Origin of the sequence: Terrisporobacter othiniensis, assembly GCF_000808015.1 — a bacterium.
Classification (GTDB): domain Bacteria; phylum Bacillota; class Clostridia; order Peptostreptococcales; family Peptostreptococcaceae; genus Terrisporobacter; species Terrisporobacter muris.
In genome coordinates this window covers 40689-61496 of record NZ_JWHR01000031.1, presented here as the reverse complement: position 1 = coordinate 61496, position 20808 = coordinate 40689, and the positions used below count along the sequence as shown (strand labels likewise).

Annotated in this window: 22 protein-coding genes; 3 read left to right on the top strand and 19 right to left on the bottom strand. The window is 28.8% G+C overall.

From position 1 onward, the window contains the following. Window positions 1–365: 365 nt before the first annotated feature. From QX51_RS02610 to QX51_RS02585, 6 genes are all read right to left on the bottom strand, one after another. A complete protein-coding gene (locus tag QX51_RS02610) occupies window positions 366–857 on the bottom strand; it encodes a hypothetical protein (protein ID WP_242842680.1) in 492 nt (163 codons plus the stop codon). 169 nt (window positions 858–1026) lie between these two features. Further along, entirely contained in the window at window positions 1027–1749 is a 723-nt protein-coding gene (locus tag QX51_RS02605; RefSeq protein ID WP_277613691.1) for a protein kinase domain-containing protein, read from the bottom strand. Between the two features lie 34 nt (window positions 1750–1783). After that, a complete protein-coding gene (locus tag QX51_RS02600) occupies window positions 1784–1975 on the bottom strand; it encodes a hypothetical protein (protein WP_039678349.1) in 192 nt (63 codons plus the stop codon). Between the two features lie 386 nt (window positions 1976–2361). Beyond that, entirely contained in the window at window positions 2362–2880 is a 519-nt protein-coding gene (locus tag QX51_RS02595; RefSeq protein WP_039678348.1) for an ECF transporter S component, read from the bottom strand. Window positions 2881–2936: 56 nt separating this feature from the next. Continuing rightward, on the bottom strand, window positions 2937–3527 hold the full coding sequence (locus QX51_RS02590) for a class I SAM-dependent methyltransferase (RefSeq protein ID WP_039678347.1): 591 nt from the start codon (window positions 3525–3527) through the stop codon (window positions 2937–2939). A gap of 133 nt (window positions 3528–3660) precedes the next feature. Further along, window positions 3661–4260: a histidine phosphatase family protein gene (locus QX51_RS02585; RefSeq protein ID WP_039678346.1), complete on the bottom strand. Its 600-nt coding sequence runs from the start codon at window positions 4258–4260 to the stop codon at window positions 3661–3663. 290 nt (window positions 4261–4550) lie between these two features. Between QX51_RS02585 and QX51_RS02580 the strand changes: the two genes are divergently transcribed. Then, complete coding sequence (locus QX51_RS02580; protein ID WP_161791889.1) at window positions 4551–5897, top strand: MATE family efflux transporter; 1347 nt, start codon at window positions 4551–4553, stop codon at window positions 5895–5897. 47 nt (window positions 5898–5944) lie between these two features. On the opposite strand, the gene QX51_RS02575 is transcribed toward QX51_RS02580, so the two are convergent. After that, complete coding sequence (locus tag QX51_RS02575; RefSeq protein WP_039678345.1) at window positions 5945–6775, bottom strand: MerR family transcriptional regulator; 831 nt, start codon at window positions 6773–6775, stop codon at window positions 5945–5947. 149 nt (window positions 6776–6924) lie between these two features. Here QX51_RS02575 and QX51_RS02570 point away from each other — a divergent pair, with 149 nt between their 5' ends. Then, window positions 6925–8268, top strand: a complete 1344-nt coding sequence (locus tag QX51_RS02570; protein WP_052232842.1) for an MATE family efflux transporter — start codon at window positions 6925–6927, stop codon at window positions 8266–8268. A gap of 128 nt (window positions 8269–8396) precedes the next feature. Here QX51_RS02570 and QX51_RS20840 read toward each other — a convergent pair whose 3' ends face one another. Then, the gene (locus QX51_RS20840; protein WP_200886374.1) at window positions 8397–8537 is read right to left on the bottom strand and encodes a hypothetical protein; all 141 of its coding nucleotides are present in this window, start codon (window positions 8535–8537) and stop codon (window positions 8397–8399) included. 123 nt (window positions 8538–8660) lie between these two features. Between QX51_RS20840 and QX51_RS20835 the strand changes: the two genes are divergently transcribed. Further along, a complete protein-coding gene (locus QX51_RS20835) occupies window positions 8661–8822 on the top strand; it encodes a hypothetical protein (RefSeq protein WP_200886373.1) in 162 nt (53 codons plus the stop codon). Window positions 8823–8898: 76 nt separating this feature from the next. Here QX51_RS20835 and QX51_RS02560 read toward each other — a convergent pair whose 3' ends face one another. The 11 genes from QX51_RS02560 to QX51_RS02510 all read right to left on the bottom strand — a co-directional run bounded on the left by QX51_RS02560 (window position 8899) and on the right by QX51_RS02510 (window position 20638). Beyond that, window positions 8899–9699: a PIG-L family deacetylase gene (locus QX51_RS02560; protein WP_039678343.1), complete on the bottom strand. Its 801-nt coding sequence runs from the start codon at window positions 9697–9699 to the stop codon at window positions 8899–8901. A 138-nt stretch (window positions 9700–9837) separates the two neighbouring features. Then, window positions 9838–10995, bottom strand: coding sequence for an MFS transporter (locus tag QX51_RS02555; RefSeq protein WP_039678342.1), 1158 nt, complete (start codon window positions 10993–10995; stop codon window positions 9838–9840). 150 nt (window positions 10996–11145) lie between these two features. Beyond that, on the bottom strand, window positions 11146–12471 hold the full coding sequence (locus tag QX51_RS02550; RefSeq protein ID WP_039678341.1) for a uracil-xanthine permease family protein: 1326 nt from the start codon (window positions 12469–12471) through the stop codon (window positions 11146–11148). Between the two features lie 43 nt (window positions 12472–12514). Continuing rightward, window positions 12515–12997: a nucleoside deaminase gene (locus QX51_RS02545; protein WP_039678340.1), complete on the bottom strand. Its 483-nt coding sequence runs from the start codon at window positions 12995–12997 to the stop codon at window positions 12515–12517. Window positions 12998–13305: 308 nt separating this feature from the next. Continuing rightward, window positions 13306–14493 (bottom strand): MalY/PatB family protein, encoded by a 1188-nt coding sequence (locus QX51_RS02540; protein ID WP_039678339.1) that lies wholly within the window; start codon window positions 14491–14493, stop codon window positions 13306–13308. A gap of 4 nt (window positions 14494–14497) precedes the next feature. Then, entirely contained in the window at window positions 14498–15568 is a 1071-nt protein-coding gene (locus tag QX51_RS02535) for a M24 family metallopeptidase (protein WP_039678338.1), read from the bottom strand. Between the two features lie 6 nt (window positions 15569–15574). Continuing rightward, a complete protein-coding gene (locus QX51_RS02530) occupies window positions 15575–16906 on the bottom strand; it encodes a PTS sugar transporter subunit IIC (RefSeq protein WP_039678337.1) in 1332 nt (443 codons plus the stop codon). Between the two features lie 29 nt (window positions 16907–16935). Then, window positions 16936–17274, bottom strand: a complete 339-nt coding sequence (locus QX51_RS02525; RefSeq protein WP_039678336.1) for a PTS sugar transporter subunit IIB — start codon at window positions 17272–17274, stop codon at window positions 16936–16938. Between the two features lie 89 nt (window positions 17275–17363). After that, window positions 17364–17669: a PTS lactose/cellobiose transporter subunit IIA gene (locus tag QX51_RS02520; RefSeq protein ID WP_039678335.1), complete on the bottom strand. Its 306-nt coding sequence runs from the start codon at window positions 17667–17669 to the stop codon at window positions 17364–17366. Window positions 17670–17690: 21 nt separating this feature from the next. Next, window positions 17691–18734 (bottom strand): aminopeptidase, encoded by a 1044-nt coding sequence (gene ypdE, locus QX51_RS02515; protein ID WP_039678334.1) that lies wholly within the window; start codon window positions 18732–18734, stop codon window positions 17691–17693. A gap of 2 nt (window positions 18735–18736) precedes the next feature. Then, entirely contained in the window at window positions 18737–20638 is a 1902-nt protein-coding gene (locus QX51_RS02510) for a BglG family transcription antiterminator (RefSeq protein ID WP_039678333.1), read from the bottom strand. Window positions 20639–20808: the final 170 nt, after the last annotated feature.

Genomic DNA, 20808 nt, shown 5'->3' with positions numbered 1-20808 from the left:
ATACAATATCATCTTCTTTATAAGTATTATGTTTTACTATTTTTTATTTTAATTGATATAATATATTTTTTAATAAATTCCCCTAGTATTATATTTTATATTCTTTTAACTTTCTAACTTCCATCAATTTTGCATTTTTATCCCGTTTCAATATTTTTAGTTTAATAATTTTATTGTATCATAATTTAAAATATACAAAAATTTATATAACACAAGTTTTTATAACAAAATAAGAGCTAAATAAAATATTTATTTAGCTCTTTCACACTATACTACATATCATAATTTTATAGCTATTATCTAGTAAGCAGTATATTTGTTGACATTATATTACTTACTATTGCATTTAAATCTATATCAAATTTTTAATATTTAAACTCTAAGAATATATCTTCTATAAATCTCTCAAAATTTTCTCTTTGTGTATGATTGTTTCCATGATATTTTTCTGTTAGTGATAGTACTCTGTTTACTTCCATAGTATTTAGATTCTTCATCAGTTTATAATTCTTTGTATTGTAAAAATGATCTAAAGTTTTGCCTATATAATAAAGCTCTTCACAATGTTTAGTATTTGAGAAACCAGATATTTGCCAATCGCCTTCTTGTTTACCAAAAAAAACTGATTTTGCAAGCCATCCTTTTACTGCTGTACCATCTAATGTGGTATTTGTAAGAACATAATTTATATACTCACTAAATTCCGTAAATTTTCCTTCTTTAACTTTTATGCCAACAATAGGGTACCACAAACCCTTAATCTTATTATTATTAGTTCCTGAGGATCTGTAAAAAGCTAATGTAACTCTTTCTATTCCATAATAAAACTCCATGTCTACATCTATTAATCCAATCATCCTAAATGGCTTTTTAGAATACCTGTTTACCCTAAAGCTATCCTCATATATATTTAATATTCTAATAACATTTTTTATAGCAAGATGCCTCCTTATTTATAAAGTATCATTAATAGACCATATACGCTTGTAATTTAAAGCTCTATGGTCTATTATTTTATCTACAGATTTATTTTTTTATTTTAATAAGGTCTCTCATTATTTCATCAGTATTTTTATATGGTTCTTCTATTCCCATTAATCTTTTTAAGAAAATTAATTCTTTATTATTCAAGTCTAGCTCGTTATACCATGGTTTGTCTTCTAATTCCATACCTTCATCATTATAAGATGAGTAATATAGATGCAACAAGAAATCTGCCATATACCAATAATCTACTTCTTTTTTATATCTCTTATCATCTATATATCTAGCTAGTCCAAAATCAATTAGAACTAAATCTTTTTTTTCATTCATTATTACATTAGAAATTCTAATATCTCTATGAACTATATTTTTCTCTTGAAGAGTTATAATAATATTTAAAATTTTTTCTGCAATATCATATATTTCATCTCTATCAAATTCATATTCGTCAAAATATAGAATTTCATAAAAATCTTTTCCTTCAACAAATTCAATCACATAATATTTCGTATCATCATAGTCAAATTTTTCTATAAATTTAGGAAATCTTTTATCATCTAAAAGTTTCATTATTTCTTCTTCATAAAATAATTTTTCCTTATTCTTTTCAACACTATCTTTTTTTAATTGTTTTATTATATACTTTTCATTCGTATTCTTTTCACATAGATATGCTATTCCATATCTACCTTCTCCTATTATTTTTATAATAGTATAATCCATTATATTTTCGCCTGGTATATGATGTTTGTCTATAATATCCATCCCCTATTGTAATATTTTATATATTATTTATAAACTATTCACTATATGGTCTGCTGTAGGATTGACTTGCACTTGAACCACTTTGAGATACACTAGAACCACTTCCTGATGCACTAGAGCCACTTCCTGATACACTAGATCCGCTAATAGATGCACTTGTTCTTCTTTTACCTTTTTTCTTATAGTATTCATGGCCTCTATCTGATTGATTTTGTAATGAATCCATTATATCATCCCTTCACTATATATTAATAACTAGAAAATTATAGCTATCTATATATTTTATACATTATTAAGTCAATTTGTTACATTAATTTCCATATTTTTGTGATATTATTCAAACTACTATAAAAAACATCATATTCCAATAAATTGGAATTGTAAAAAATTCGCTTCGCTTGAGCGACGTGTCGACGAAACACTTTAAGCCACTGCGTGGGCGCTCTACTTCATATGGCCAACGGCTTCACCCGTTGCTCAAATAACAAAGTTGGAAATTATACGTTATCCACAGAACAGATAACATATAATTTGCTTACAATTAAAAAACCATACTGATTTTATATCAGTACGGTTTATAAATTTAATAATGGAACTCTATAATTATACATTTTATGCAATAGCCTTGGAAATTTCCTTATTATTCATCAGTAATTTAATCAAAATTGGTATAAATATTAATTGTATTAACATTCCTGGTATAGCTGTAGTTAATCCACCTACTACATACATAATTGGTTTTATTTGTGGAACTAAAGTTAAAGAAACTACAAATGCACCTAATACCGCAAATAATCTACCTACAATCATTGCTATAATAAGAGACAAGTACACTTTATTTGTTTTACTAAATACTAATCCTGAAATTAATCCATACCCACAAAGCTCAAAAGCCATAATTGGCATAACAGGTACTAATGGCGGCATTCCTGTAAAAAAACCACTAAGTATAGGAGTTATTACTCCAACACCTGCAGCATATATTGGTCCCAGAAAGTATCCCGCTATTAATACAGGTATATGCATTGGTAAAAATACAGATCCACCCATACTAAACATATGGAACACCATTGGTAAAATAACTCCACATGCAATAAAAAATCCTGATAATACTAATTTTTTAGTTTTCATAAAATAAATCCCCCTGTTTATTAAGTACAAATATTTTTTAATTTCCACACAAAAATCTAGTTATTTTTTATAATTACATAATACATTTCATTATTTTCAAATGCTTCAACTACATTTAGTCCCGCATTTATAAAAACATTTTTTTGTTCATTAATCTCCATCAATATGGACTCTTGTATTCTTTCATCTGCATTTCCATGTAGATTATTCAAAAACTCCCTACTGTCAGAATGTGCAATCATCAGCATGCCATCTTCTTTTAAATTTCTTTTTACGAGTTTTGAGATGGTTTCTGTTTTGTTTTCTAAATGAGGATACATTGAATACAAAATTATCTTGTCATATTTATCTTCTAAATTTTCTTTTTCAACATTTACTATATCAAAATAAACATTCATCAAGTGATTGAACTTGCTTCTTGCTACATTAATCATTCCTTCTGATATATCAACTCCCCTAATCAATCCCTTTGATACTCTTTCATATATAAATGGTATTAAAACTCCTGTTCCAGTACCTACATCTAAAATTGTATCTTCTTGCTGGATACTTAGCTTGTCCAACAAATAATTAATTTTCCTTTCATCTACTTTTATCATGTTATCCCAATCATTGGCTACAGAATTAAAGAAATCTGTTTGACTCATCTTCTTCCTCCCTTTATTTGCATCAAAAAAGCCATAAAGGTACCTAGAACCTTCATGGCTTTTTTGCAAAATTATTTATTTAACATAATAGTAACTCATTTTTAAATATTTTTCATTAATATTTTTAAATATTTTAATAAGCTAATGCTTCTTCAATTTCACTAAAATCATGACGTATGATTTCAATTAATTTAAACTCTTTATTTTCATACTCATATTTAAATATTGTACAGTTAGGTATCCCTTTTTTCATCATTTCATCTGTGTCTTCAAAGTTTGATAAAAAACACAAAGATGCCAATCCATGAGACACAGCTAAAACTGTATTGTGATCGTCTTTTTCCATTATCTCTGTACAAGTTTTAAGCATTCTTTCTTTAACTTGTGATAAAGATTCTCCCCCATACTTAACAAAGAAATTCTCATAATCTTTTTTGTCCAGAGGCTTTAAGTCTTCACTTTCACCTTCAAATACACCAAAATTCATTTCTTTTAAACCTTTTAATCTAGTATAAGGTATACTTTCATTAGTTGCAATTTCCAAAGTATCACAACATCTTTCCAAAGATGAGCTATAAGCATGATCTATTTCTATATTTTTTAAATACTCTCCTGCTACTTCAGCTTGCTTTCTACCAAGCTCAGTCAACGGTGAGTCACAATGTCCTTGCATTTTTCTTCTTAAGTTAAATAAAGTCTGACCATGTCTCATTAAATAAAATGTTTTTTTCATATTGTACTCCCCCTTATAAATATCATCTCTATAAATATATCATTAAATGCTTTACTAAAATTTAATTTTCATAAAATAAAAAAACTTTCCAAGAATTAATTAATCTTATTTTAAAATTATGAGCTATCTTATACATAAGCTTTTTTCATATTTATCTAAGATAAATATGGCAAAGATATTGTTATATATTTTTAACAATTATTCAATTGACAATATAGTTACTATATCCTTTAAGATTACTATAAGAACTATACAAGCGCTTGTAAATTCACTGATAAAGGATGATAACAATGATGGAAGAATTATTTTCAAAAAAACAAAACTATGTTCAATTTATAAAATATGTTACTCCATCAATAGCTACCATGATATTTTTATCATTTTATACAACTATTGATGGTTTCTTCGTATCAAGATTTGTAAACTCAAATGCCCTTGCTTCTATTAATATAGTTATACCTTTAACTTGTATAGTTTTTGGTATTGCAGTTATGCTTGCTACTGGTTCAGGGGCTTTAGTAGGAATTAAACTTGGTGAAAAAAATGAAGATGATGCCAATGGTTTATTTTCATTTATCAGCTTAACACTACTTGGTATAGGTATAGTATTAACCCTTGTATTTTTATTGTTTTTAAAACCCATATTGATTATGCTTGGCGCAACTGATCAGTTATTGCCTTATGCCATTCCTTATGGTTTTGTAACAGTATTAATGACAATACCTATGATGTTTAAATTATACTTTGAATATTATGCTAGAGTAGATGGAAGTCCTAAAATTGCTCTTTTAATGTCTAGCCTTGGATTAGTTTTAAACATAGTATTTAACTCTATATTTATGATTGTATTTGATTTTGGGATTTTAGGTGCTGCTCTTGGAACTTTTGTAGCCATAAGTATATCCGGATCTATTGGTTTAGCATATTTTCTAAGCAACAAATCCAATCTTAGATTTACAAAGCCAGGAATTAATATAAAAGAATTATTTCATTCCTGCTATAATGGTAGCTCCGAAATGTTTACAGAACTATCTACTGGAATAACTACTTTTTTATTTAACAAAAGTATATTAGTTTTTTATGGAGAAGATGGTGTAGCAGCTCTTTCCATAATAATATATATTTACTATTTCTTTATTGCTGTTTATTTTGGAGTAACTGTGGGAGTAACTCCGATAATAAGTTATAATTTTGGTGCAAAAAATTTAGAGAAAATAAAAGAAAGTTTACAGCATAGTTTTAGAACTATTGGCGTAAGTTCAGTTTTAATATTTTTATTTTCCATATCATGTGGCAAGTATATTATAGGATTGTTTACCCAAGACACCTTTGTGTATAATATTGCATCTGATGGTATAAAACTTTTTTCCTTTGGATTTTTGATAATTGGAATTAATGTTTTCATGTCAGGTTACTTTACATCTATTGGTAATGGAACTATTTCTGCTACCATCTCCATACTTCGTTCTTTAGTGTTTGTCTGCGCTACTATTATTATACTTCCTTATTTTATAGGTGTTAATGGTATCTGGCTGGCAGTTCCAATAGCTGAACTTCTTACTGTATTTTTCTCTGTATTATTTTATTTGAAAAAAGGTAGAATTATTTTTAAAGAAAGTCTTTGTGAAAATGCGTAAAAAGAAAAAATCCACGACAAATTTTTGTTGTGGATTTTCTTATTTTGTTAAAGTTCCATCTTATCTTTTTCTATAACTTTTATCTCTATTTTTGTAATATAATCTTTTGCACTAGATGATGTCAAACTATCTAAAATGCAATATTCATATGAATATCCATCTATTTCATAATTGCTATTATTTATCTTCTCTATGATTTTTCTGTAAGTTTGCCCTACTTTTGAATATTCTCCCTTATGATAGCCTATTGCATAAATTCCTTTTTCTTTCACCAATATATTCTTTTCTTTTGATTTTTTGTCAACAGGAGTAAATACATAATCTGCAGTTGTAAACTGCTCCTTCAATAGATTTTTCTTTGGTATCATAACTCCTATTTGGTAGTTGTGCATATACTTTTTATCTGTGGCATTTTTCAAAAGGTTTTTAAGTGCCATATCCGTTTCCAATAATTCATAGGGTGGTTTAACTTTTTCCACTGATAAATAATCTTTTTCAACTTCTTTAAAAACAATAGTATTTATTTCTATGTCTAAATCTTCTATGGTATTTATTTTTTTATCCAGTCTTTTTATTATTCTTTTTATATTAAGTTCCTGCTCTTTAAGTTTTTCTCTTTGCTCTTTTAAAAGTATCAAAGCTTTTTTATTATCTCTATTCTCTAAAAAGCTCTGTATTTCTTTTAATGGAACGCCTATCTCTTTTAGTATTAATATACTATCTAATAGCTCCAATTGATCTGATGTATAGTATCTATACCCATTATTTTCGTCTACTATTTTGGGCTTGAAAAGGTCTATTTTATCATAAAAAATTAATGTTTGTTTTTGCATACCATAAAGTTTTGCAAACTCTCCCACAGTAAATTTAGCTTCCATAAAAAATACCCCCTCCTTAAAATTTATCATTAATAATATAATAATTTTTTTCAAATTTATCATTGACAATATAGTTACTATATCCTTTAAGATTGTTATTGTCAACTAAGAACAATTACTTATAAATTTATATGGAAAGGATGATGACAATGGAAGAATTATTTTCTAAAAAACAAAACTACTTACAATTTCTAAAATTCGTTGCTCCATCAATAGCAACTATGATATTTTTATCATTTTATACAACTATAGATGGTTTCTTCGTATCAAGATTTGTAAATTCAAATGCCCTCGCTTCTATCAATATAGTTATACCTATAACTTGTGTAGTTTTTGGTGTTTCTGTAATGCTGGCCACTGGTTCAGGTGCTTTGGTTGGAATTAAACTGGGAGAAAAGAATGAGGATGGTGCAAATAAACTATTTTCATTTATAACATTAATGCTATTAATAATTTCACTTTTATTAACAGTAGTATTTGTATTATTTTTAAAACCCATGTTAGTAGGGCTTGGAGCAACTGAGCAATTATTGCCTTATGCCATTCCTTATGGTTTCTTAACTGTTTTAATGACAATACCAATGATGTTTAAATTATATTTTGAGTATTATGCTAGAGTAGATGGAAGTCCAAAAGTAGCTCTTATAATGTCCACACTTGGATTAGTTTTAAATTTAATCTTAGACTTTATGTTTATAGTCATTTTCAAATTAGGAATTTTAGGTGCAGGCCTTGGAACATTTTTATCCATAACTATATCAGCAATCATAGGTTTATTATATTTTTTAAGTAGTAAATCAAACTTGAAATTCACAAAACCAAAAGTTGATATGAAAGCATTTTATAACTCTTGCTACAATGGTAGTTCTGAAATGTTTACTGAATTATCAACTGGTATAACGACTTTCTTATTTAACAAAAGTATATTAGCTTTCCACGGTGAAAATGGTGTGGCAGCCATGTCCATAATAATATATATGTACTACTTCTTTATTGCTGTTTATTTTGGAGTAACCGTTGGAATATCACCTATGATTAGTTTTAACTTTGGTGCAAAAAATATTGAAAAAATAAAAGAAAGCTTAAGACATAGTTTCCTAACTATTGGTGCAAGTTCAGTTTTAATATTTGTATTTTCCATATTTGTTGGAAAGTATATAATAGGAATGTTTACAACAGATATGGAGGTTTATAATATTGCAACTGAAGGTATAAAGTTATTTGCCTTTGGATTTTTAATAATAGGAGTTAATGTTTTTATGTCAGGTTACTTTACATCTATTGGTAACGGAAGTATTTCTGCTCTTATTTCAGTACTTCGTTCTTTAATATTTGTCACTGCTGCTATTGTAATACTACCTAATTTTATAGGAGTTGCTGGAATATGGCTGGCAGTTCCAATAGCTGAACTTCTTACTGTATTTTTCTCTATTTTCTTCTATTTTAGAAATGGTAGAAATATATTTGGTACATTAACTTTAGCAAATGCATAAGTATGTAAAAAACCTTAAGATTTGAAATATAAATCTTAAGGTTTTTATTATAAAATGGCTAGTTCTACTATTCCAGTACTCGTATTTTATAATACTTTTTGTATTAACTTCATATAATAATTGTCATTTTATTTTTTCTCCATATTACTTTCTTGTAATTTTTTTACATTTTCTAATTCTTTTATGCAATCCTTAGCTGCATTATTGCTTATATATAATAAACAAGAGACATCATCATTTTTTTCACTAATTCTTGTGGTTATTCTCACATGATCCTCCAAAGTTTTAGTTTCAAATTTGTATCTGCAAAAAAACTTCGCAAATTCTACCTCTTTTAATTTCATATATTCTGTTGTATTATAGTATTTGTGTTTTAAATTTAGGAGGACATTATGGAAGATATAACAGTTTCAATAGAAGAGATGATAGATTTTATTTATAATAGATGTGCAGGTAATATATCTAAAGATGATATAGAAATGATTTTAGATTTACAGGAAGATTTTTTAGCTTCAAAAGGTTTAATTGAAGTAGAAGAGGATAAGTTATATTAATTAAAAGTTTAAATATTTTCAACATAAAAAGAGAGCTATTTTAAGAAACTAGCTCTCTTTTTGCATTTAATTATATTTAATATGGCAAGTGCAAAACTGAAGTTAATTCAGGATCACTGAGTAATTGGTCAAAATGACTATGTGCAGAAATGTAGCCAATTCCCCTTCTATCATTTCCTTTATTAATAACCCTGTATTCATTACAAGCATTGACAATAGCGTCATAGTCTTCATAATCTGTTGTCTTATATATGACTCTTTTATCTGCTGGAAGTTTTTTTACATACTTAGGTTTTAGATAAAACATTACGTCTTTTATTTTTCCTGCTTTATATAAGTTATAAATTACTTTTCCATTTTTTCTATGCATGATATGATCATCATATTTGTATGTGTGAGCTATATGAGTCACACTTTTGTACTTTTGCTCAAAATTCAGTGCAACTTCTCTCATAAGCTCAAAATGACTTCCTCTTTTATTGTCCATATCTGCAAGTATTAAAATATTTTCTTTTTTAATGCCCAAATCATAGAGGGCTGCATAGAACTCTTTATTTCTAAGTTTCTCTTTTTCTTCTCTACTTGTATTTTCATAAGTTTTATCTTTAAAAACATTAACTCCACTTCCATCTGAAACTAATACCACAAATACATGATCAGCTCCTAGTATATTTATAGCTCTTCTTAAAGCGCTTCCTCCCCACAGTACCTCATCATCTTGATGTTGAGGATAAAAAACAACATTTTCTTTAAAGGGTCTGTTATATATGCCTATTTCTTTTTCAATAATATTATCTGAATCAGTTTTTTGAACCCAAAATATTAATAAAATTAATCCTATAAAAATGCAAAATAATATCTTTTTGTTTTTACTCATTTATGCTCACTCACTTAATCTAGTCTTATTATAAAATTATTCTATCCATATTAATAATAAGATACTCTTTTTGAGTGTCAATTGTAAAATTAGGTAACGATCTTGCTCAAAAACTATCTTTTTTATGTTTAGGTTATTTTATTTACATATCTTATTAGCTCTTTCAGTAGACAATAACATTACTACTATAAAAATCAACAAAAATCCAGGTAAAATTCCAAACCCACTAAACTTTGATAACATACCAAATAGTGGTGGTACAATTGTACTTCCCACATAAGCTGTAGCCATTTGTATTCCCATAATCTCTTGTGATAAATCTTTACCAAATTTATTTGGAGTTTCATGTAACATGGCTGGATAAATCGGAGCGCATCCCAATCCAATTAATATTAATCCTACTAATTTAAAATTGTTTGAAAAAGGTATCATTAGTAATACTGCTCCCAATAAACAAATCAACTGCCCTACTCTAATCATTTGCTTATTGTTTAACTTCATTGATAAGAAACCTGCTAAAAATCTTCCTACTGTAATTCCCAAATAATAAAGTGACACCCATTTGGCTGCTAATCCTGCTGATAGTCCACTGTTAAATACTAAAAAGGAACTTGCCCATAAGCCTGTTGTTAACTCTATGCCACAGTAACATAAAAATGCTATTAATGTTGGCTTGGCTCCAGGTAACTTCAACAAAGTCTTCACATTTATGGAAGTACTGCCCTTCTTTTCTTCTTCCTTGGAATCCTCAAACTTTCTCCATAATGGTAAAGATAAAAGAAGACATACAACTAATATAGATTGAATAATACCAATAGTCGCATAACCACTTCTCCATCCATTTTCTTTTAATAAATAAAAAGACATAATAAATGGACCAGAAGTAGCCCCTATTCCCCAAAAACAATGAAGCCAGTTCATATGTTTTGCTTCATAGTGATTTGCTACAAAGTTGTTCAATGCAGAATCTACAGCTCCTGCTCCTAAACCTAAAGGAACGGCAAGTAAACATATCCAAATAAAACTTGGTGCAAAATATACACCGAGTAATCCCATAGCAGTTAAAAATACACTAAAAGTTGTTACCTTCCCTGTGCCAAATTTTTTTATCATCTTACCACTAAAGAAACTTGAAATAATTGTCCCTCCAGTAATAATCATAGTCACCAAACCTGCATAAGATATTGGTACATTTAAATCTTCATAAATCATAGTCCAAGCAGAACCTAGTATCGCATCTGGTAATCCTAAACTAATAAATGCAATATAAATAATTACTAATAATACTGTAAGCATGTAATGCTCCCCCTTACTTTCTATATATCAAAACTTGATCACTATCTTTAATGCTTCTACTATATATTTAAAATGAAATATGCGCAACTAAATTAGCAAAAAACTGCACCCAAAGTAAGGATGCAGTTCTTTCTTAATTTATTAAAATTTCTAATTTGCCACCAATGATTTCTTTATATCTTTAAAATTAAATACTATATTTAAAATTATAGCTGTAATACTAACCATAAATAAACCGTTACTTAAAAGCATTGACAATAAGCTAGGAAATGCATCAAATATATTAGGTACTACAGTAACTCCTACTCCCACAGCCAAACTTATACCAACTATTGTAAAGTTTCCACCTGTAGAGAAATCTACCTTAGATAATATGGATATTCCTGCCGTTAATATTATTCCAAATAAAGATATTGTAGCTCCACCCATTACAGGTTTTGGTACTATAGTTATTAATGCAGCTACTTTAGGGAAAAATCCAATTATTATTAAAAATAATCCTGCCATTTTTATTACATTTCTACTTTTTACATTAGTCAATTCTATAAGACCTACGTTTTCGTTAAACATTGTAGATGGAACTGAACAGAATAGTCCAGCAAAAATTTGCCCCATTGCTACTCCTCTTAAACCTTTTATCTTAGTGCTTGAATCAGTATTAGTTTGGCATACTTCATCTAATACAGAAAATACACCTATACACTGAATTAAATTTATTACGCAAAAGATTGTCATCATAAGTATTGCATCTATTCTAAATTTTGGAGCTCCAAATTTAGCAGGGTTTATTATTTCAAACCAACTTGCCTGTGCCACTGGTGTTAAATCAACCATACCTAATGCAAATGCTATTATAGTACCTATTATTATTCCGATTAATAAAGATAATGACCTTACAAGACCTTTTCCATATTGATTTAAACCTATTATAATAATTAATACAAGTCCACCAAGCATAATATTTTCAACAGCTCCAAAATTAGCTGCACCTTCTCCACCAGCCAAGTCTTTAAATGCCACTGGTATTAAACTTATACCTATTAGAGTTACAAATGAGCCTACAACCACATTTGGGAAGAATACTAATATCTTTTCCATAAAGAAAGATATTACAAAAATTAATATTCCAGAACCTATTATTGCCCCAAATAAAGTATTTAAGCCATATTGTCCACCGATTGATATCATAACTCCAAGAGGAGCAAATGATGCCCCCATTACCAGTGGTAGTTTAGAACCTATATTAGCAAATCCAAATGTTTGAATTAATACTGATATTCCACTTGTAAAAAGATTTGCTGATACTAAAAATGCTACTGTTTTATTATCTAAATTTAATGCGCTTCCTAATATTAGTGGCACTGCTATGGATGCAGGGCACATGGTAAGAACATGCTGAAATGCTAATATTAACAATTTCCCTCTAGATGCTTTTTCTTCAAATACATCTTTATAACTACAACTAATGACTGACATACATTTCCCCCTATTTTCTCTTTTTATCAATATTTATTAATTATTAATCCCAATACCCCTCATGTACTTTTGCTGCTTCTTCTTCAACTGCTGCTATTGGTCCAACTACTACTATATCTTTTTGTCCTTTAGAAAATACGTCTCTACATGGTAAGTCAAAAGTTGGGTTTTGATCGTGACTTCCTGTAAGTTCTAATAATCTTCTTTCTGTCATTCCATATACTACTCTACCTATGTTTGCCCAATATATTGCTCCAGCACACATTGCACATGGCTCTGCTGTAGTGTATAAAGTACAAGTCCATAAGAATTCTTTGCTATATTCTTTTGATGCTCTTTCTGCAAGTGCTGCCTCTGCATGACCTGTACATCTATGTTCTGTTATTTCAACATTTTCTTGTTCCATTAATATATTTCCATCCGCATCTACTAATAATGCTCCAAAAGGTGTATTTCCACCTTCTCTTGCCATTTTTGATACTTCTATTGCTCTTCTTAAATAAAATTCGTGATTTTTATATTCCATTATAAATTCCCCCGTTGTGATTTTAATTTTTATAGGTAATACGTATTACCTATTTATAAATATATCAGAGAATTTATAACTTTTCAATAGTTTTATTGTAATTTTATGGTAGTTTTTTATCTATCATTCGTTTTAGCGTGAACTATGCTAGCATATGTAGATTTATATTACGCATTTAGTAATTATAAATAAAAAGAGAAGTGTATTTAAAAATATCTTTTAACTTATTTTTAAATACACTTCTATAAAATTCACATTTAAAATATTTTTGTAAGTCATCTCACATTATAACTTACTATCCTAAATTATTAACAATACATGCTTTCATAAGTTTTTTTAATTCTACTTAGAGCTTCATTTAATGTTTCTTTAGGACATCCTATATTAAGACGAATAAATCCTTCTCCATCTTTTACAAAGTAACTTCCAACTACCATAGTTAAGTTTGCATTTTTGAAAAATTCTTTAGATTCTTCTTCGTCCTTAAACACTTCTCTTACGTCTATCCATGCTAAGAAAGAAGAATCTGACTTCATAACTTTTGCCTTTGGCATGTATTTTTCAAAGAAATCATAAACTGTTTCAAAGTTGCTTTCTACATAGCTAGTCATCTCATCTAACCATTCTTCACTTTCATTGTATGCTGCAATAATTGCTGGAACTGCAAATACATTTGGAGAAGTTATAGAGTTACTTTTTAATCTTTCTAATAAAGTTTCTCTAACTTTAGCATCTCTTATTACTACATAAGATGTTTTTAATCCACCTAAGTTAAACCCTTTGTTAGGAGATACACATAATATACTATTTTTATAAATTTCTGGATGAGCATTCCATAAAGATACAAATGTTTTACCTTTAAATACTACATCTCTATGTATTTCATCACTTACTAAAAGTACATTATACTTCAAGCATAATTCTGACACTTGATATAATTCTTCTTTTGTCCATATACGTCCTGATGGGTTTTGTGGACTACAGAATATAAATACTTTTATATTACCAGACTTCATTTGATTTTCCATATCTTCAAAATCAAGATAATATCTATTATTTTCTAGTTTTAATGGGCTACAGCATAACTTTCTATTATTATTTACTACAGCTTCTGCAAATGGATCATAAGCAGGTGTGTTTATTAATACACCTTCCCCTTCTTTAGTATACGCTTGGACTATATAGTGAAGAGTTGAAACCGTACCAAAAGTTAACTTTATCCATTCTTTTTCTATATGAACATCAAATCTTCTTTTATTCCAGTTTATAACTGCTTCATAGAAGTCATCTCCTATAAAAGTGTAGCTATAATCTCCTACAGATGCTCTTTTTGTTATTGCTTCTTTTATAGCTGGAGCACATTCAAAATCAATATCAGCTAAATCCATAGGAATTGCATTTTCATCTAATCCAAACTTTTCTTTGATTACAGTATTGCTCCATTTTCTACAATTACCTTCTTTACGATTTAGTACTTTGTCAAAATTATATTTCATAGCTTTACTCTCCTAATATTATAAAGTCCTTAGATGTCTTATTAAGTGAAACACCCTTTCCATCTATTATAACAATATCGTCTTCTATTCTAACTCCTCCTACATCTGGAATATAAATCCCTGGCTCACAAGACATTACCATGCCTTCTGCTAAAATATCATCACTTCTTTTGTTTAGTGTTGGTACTTCTCCATCACCAAGACCCATTCCATGACCTAGTCCGTGATTAAAATAGTCCCCAAATCCATGATCTTGTATAATTTGTCTAGCAACTTTATCAACATCGCTAGCTTTCACACCTTCTTTTATGGACTCTATTGACGATAGTTGTGCTTTTAGAACTATATCATATATTTCTCTAATGATTTTAGGTGGTTCACCTATAGATATTGTTCGAGTCATATCAGATTGATACCCTTGATAAACTACCCCAAAATCTATTGTTATTGCTTCATTTTTCTTTAATTTTTTATTTGTAGGTCTTCCGTGAGGCATTGCCCCTCTTGCACCAGATGCTATTATTGGCTCAAATGCCATTCCACTTGCACCTTTTTTAAGTGCATAATATTGAAGCAGAGCTGAAACCTCTAGCTCAGTCATACCTTCTTTTATTTCAGATATAACTTGGCTAAAGACTTCATCTGTGATTTCGCAAGCTTTTTTTATAAGCTCTATTTCCTCTTTAGATTTTACAGCTCTTACTTTACCTAATTCATTAGTTATTAAACTAATATCAAAACCTGCCTTTTCTAGCGATATATACTCTTGTATACTCATGGCTTGGCTTTCTATTGCTATGTTTTTTATATTCAGTTCTTCTAATAATTCAATTATATTGGGTATATAAGATCCCTGAGATACAACCCTTTTTATAAATCCAGATGTTTTTTTATCTGCCTCGTCAGTATACCTACCATCTAGAATTTGATATTTTTTTTCTTTTGTAATAAGTACATAAACACCGCTTCCTGTTAATGCGCCTATATATCGTTTGTTATTTTTTCCCTTTATTATGAGAGCGTCAACATCTCTTTCTTTAATTAAATCTCTTATTTTTTCTACTCTATTATCCATAAAATATTAGAAATCTAGCCCTAAGTCCCCTAATAGATCTTCTTCTTCTTTAGAGAATATATTTTTAGCTGTATTTTTAGCTTCTTCTTTTTCTTTAGCTTCTTGTTGACGTTCCATTATCTTGAAGAATGGCAAGTATAGTGCTACTGCTAATACCAATTGTAAAGCGTTAACTACTATAGAGCGCCAGTCTCCATTAGTTAAGAATCCTTCTAGAAATACCCCTACGTATGGAGGGTCAAATACTGGTTTTGCTAACCATCCCCAATTCATAAGGAACATTGGTAATGTACCTATTATAGCTCCACCAAATACATGTGGTATAAACATCATTGGGTTTAATATTATTGGAGCACCGAATAATATTGGTTCATTTATTCCAAATAATGCTGGGAATAATGACACTTTACCAATTTTTTTGTACGTTTTATTTTTAGATAAGATACATGCAATTACGCAACCTATACTTATACCACAACCTGTAAATCCGAAGAATGCACTTGAAACTCCTGCTGTATAGAAGTGAGGTATTGGTTGTCCTGCTTGCATTGCTGCTATATTTTCTGCTATAAATGTAACCATTATAGGTCTAGTTATAGGACTAAATACTGATGAATGTATTCCAAAGAAGAATACTGTACATATTGCAAAGTTAAGTGCAAGAACTGCCCATGGATTATCCATACTTCCTACTAATGGAGCTAGGAATTGAGTAAGTATTTGTGGAGGTAATTCTCCAAATATAGCTAATGAAGCAAAACGAGCTGCTATAAAAGTACCACAAACTATAATAGTAGTTGGTATTAATTCAAAAGATTTAGATACAAAGTCAGGAACACCTTCTGGCATTCTGATTGTAAGATTTTTCTTCTTACATAAGTTATATAACTCTACAGATCCAAGACCAGCTATCATACCTGTAAATAAACCTTTAGCACCTAAGTTTCCTAATTCTAATGCACCATCTGGTGTAAAAGTTGCTACTAAGAATAAGAATGAGAACGTTGCAAGTGTAACACAACCTGGTATATATAATTTATAATGATTACCTAAGTTATATGCAATACACATACATGCATATAAACCTATTAATCCTATAGAAAGACTTACTGGTAAATCTAGAACTGCTGCATTATTTAATATAAATTGACTTACTGGATTACTTTCCCCAAGCATATTTGGAAGTGCTGGAAGTATTGCAAATATACTTCCTAATATTGTAAACGGTGTCATGGCAACCATTCCAGCCTTTATAGCCCCAAGGTGACGTTGGTTGTCAACCTTGTGAGCTAGAGGCATAAATACACGATTCATAAACGCTTCAAATTTTGCAAACATATTTATTTCCCCCTTTTATCTTAATATTTTTATTGTCCTTGAGCTAATTGATGCTTTTTATGAGTTACTAAAGCTAACTTCATAACTGTAGCTCCATCCATTTTTCCATAAACATCTTTGTCTATTACTACGAATGGCTTATTTCTTGGCTTACATATTGATTCTATAAAGTCAATCTTATGAGATACTTGTGGTCCAACCATAACTATATCCCAATTATCTATTTCACTTTCTAATGAATCTGCTGGTATAGCTGTAAAATCGAATTCATTTTCATCAAGTTTAGCACTTTCTTTTACAACCTTCTTCATATTTTGCATTAGCATGTTTGTAGAAAATCCACCTGCACAACATAATAATATTTTCATAATAATTCCTCCTAAAATTTGTTTTTAAAAATTTATTTTAATTTTTTATTTGAAAAATTAATACTTCACAAAAGTAATTTATTTATATATTACTTATCAAAAACTTCTATTAAAGCTTCTATTAAATCTTTTGCTAATTGAGAAGTCATATAATGATCTTGAGCATGAACCATTAAAAGACTCATAGCTGGACTTTCAACCTCTTCACTTATGTCTTGAGTTATTAACTGTGTTTGTATATTATGTGCTTCAACATCTATTTTACGAGCTTCAGCTATTAATGCTCTTGCTCCGTCAAAATCATTTTGTTTTACTTTCTTTAAAGCTTCGAAAACTTTCGCTTTACTTTCACCTGCTGTTGATATAAGCTCCATTATTTGCATTTCTGTTGACATTTTCTTATTCTCCTTTTTGCTTTACATAAAATTTATTATATTTTTATATTTTTTTTCATCAAAATTTAAGATTAACTGTGTATATAGCTCTATAATAGCTTCTAGATCCTTATTACTTACTATAGAGAATGCACAGTGCCCATATCTAACTGGTACACAAGTTACTGCACAAGGTTTTCCCTCATTTACAAGGTGTGCCTCTCCTCCATCAGTACCACCTGACTCAAACATATCATGTTGAAGTGATATATTGTTTTTCTCAGCAGTTTCTATTATGTAATTTATCATTTCTTTATTTGGCACTAGAGTTCTATCTCTATGCATTAACATTACACCTTTATCAATTTGTTTTTGATTTGTATAATCTCTTACAAATTCATTTTTAGCACATGCTACGTCTATTACAAAAACCACATCAGGATTCATTAACTGAGTTGCAGTTCTTCCACCTCTTATCCCAACCTCTTCACTACTTGTAGCTGCGAAATGAATATTACAATTTATATCTTTTTTATCTAATCTTTTTAGGACTTCTCCCATTACAAAGCATCCTATTCTATCATCAAATGCTTTACCTACTAATCTATTTTGTAAAGTAAATTCTTCAAATTCAGTTGTATATGTTACCATATCCCCAACTTTGATACCTAAGTTGTATACTTCTTCTGCCGTATATGCTCCAACATCTGCATATATCTTCTCAGCTTTACCATCATTATATGTCCCATTTATGATAGCTGGAATTTTTCTTCCATCACTTGTTGTGATTCTAACTTTTTGTGTAAATTGTGCAAGAGGTTTTACTCCTCCTATTGTTATCAAATGAATCATACCAAGGTTATCTATGTTTCTTACCATAAATCCAACTTCATCCATATGAGCACAAATCATTATATTTGGTGCTTTTTCATCTTTTATTTTTGAGAAAATTATACTTCCTAGTCCATCGCATACTATTTCATCGCTATGATCTTTTAACTCTTCTAATAGAACTTTTCTTACTTCTCCCTCATTCGATGCGATTCCATCTGCTTCAGATAATTTTTTTAAGAAATCTATATTCATGTCTAACCCCCTATGTAGATTTTTAATTTATATATAAACTCTTCATAAGATTGTGATCTATTTAACATATCTACTATGTCCTTATTTGTCATAACCTTAGTTAAGTATTTAGATATTTGTTTATGAAGTTCTAAGTCTCCCTTTATTAAGGAAATCATAAAAATTATTTTTGGTTTTTTATCTTCATGACTAATATCACAGTGTAACAAAGCTACTGATATAATATTTTTATTTCCTGTCATTTCAATCGGGTGAGGTATTGCTACTCCATTTGTATAAATAGTACTTAAACAAGATTCCCTCTCCCATACGTCTTTAGGATAACTTGGTGAACAAGCCCCTGAATCAACTATATCTTGTGACATATTATAAAGTATATCTTTATAATCAGCTTTTTCTTTTATACATCTAAAATGTTCTTTGCTAAACAAACTTAATATATATTGCTTAGGATTTGATGTACTTCCTATACAATCTGCAAATCTTACACTTTCTTTAATGTTTAAATAGTCTAATTCATCCAAGATTTCGTTTATAAGTATAACTGGAGCATTTATTTTAAATTCTAGATTTGTTATTGAAAAAATCAAATCTGGCGAAAAACCTACTACTTCTTTTTCTGCTAACAAAGAGAAATTCCTTATTTCAGCATTAGGGAAAATTTCATTCATTCTTAATTTTATTAAATATGCACTTCCTCCACCTGATGAGCATATTATTGCTATTTTATATTTTTTATTAAAATTAGCTTCTTCTCGTTTTTCAAATGGCACAGCTATATGAGTAGCTATGAAACCTATCTCATCTTGACTTATCTTTATCTGATATTCACTTTCTATAAGTTTTGAAAGTTGAATAGCCAAATTAAAAACTGTTGGATACTGTTGACTTATTTTAATCGAAAATGGATTTGTTATGTTATGCTCTCTTTTTGCACGCTCTATTAAAGATGCAATATGTAAATAAAGCAAATTAAAAAATTCTTTATCTTCTGAAAAACTAGTATTATATTTTTTATCTACATCTTTAAAAAATTCACATATTATATATTGAAGTTTACTTGTTTCAATATTCACTACGCCAATCTTTTTATTTTTGGTCTTCACCTTTATGAGTTGTTTTAAGTAATCGATTTCCTCATTGGCAACATAATACTTTTTCTCATTAAATATGTTATCTAACAAATCATTTATCATTAAATTTTCTGCATCTTCTTCTAGCTTATTGATATTTTCCACTTCTCTCAAACTAGACTTTATATATACAATTACAGTATGGGCTAATATTTCTTCAAGTTCCATTAAGTTTATTTCCAAGTCATGTTCATTAAGTACATTTTTTATTGTATTTCTAATATTGTCTAATTTAGAATCATCAATAAATTTATTTTTATATTCTGTTATATTTCTATTTTTTTTAGAATAACTTTCTACTAACATTTTTTGGACTGACTTAACAGATCCCCCTATTTTAATCCCATAATGAGCCTTACGCTCCAACTCCAAACCTGTGTCTCCTAGCTTTTCATCTATCTTTTTTAAATCATTTTTTATTTGAGATGAACTTACTAAGAATTTATTGCTTAACTTTTCTATAGTTTTATAACCCTCGTTTACTAAAAGTTCTACTATTATGGATTCTACACGTTGTTCTGGATTCTCAATCAAGTATGAGGGTAGGTTTTTAAGGTAATGATCAAACTTTTCTTCATCTTTAATATTTAAAACATATCCTAGTTTAGTTTTGTATTCTAATTTAAAACCATTACGTTCGTCTATACTTTCTATATTCTTAATCTCATTTCTAATGGTTCTAGTAGATACCCCTAGCTTATTTGCGAAATGATCTAAATTTAAATAGTCACTACTATTTCTTAGTTCTTCAAGAATAATTCGTTCTCTCATATACCCACCTCCCTCTTTTTTGTCGTATTCTTATGATATTATTATAAACTATAACATTTTATTGCAAAAGTCGACTTTTTTCCATATTCATAGTGAAATTTATGTCTCAATATATTTCCATCATAAAATTTCTCTTTTTGCTTTATTTTACATTTTGATTATATACATAA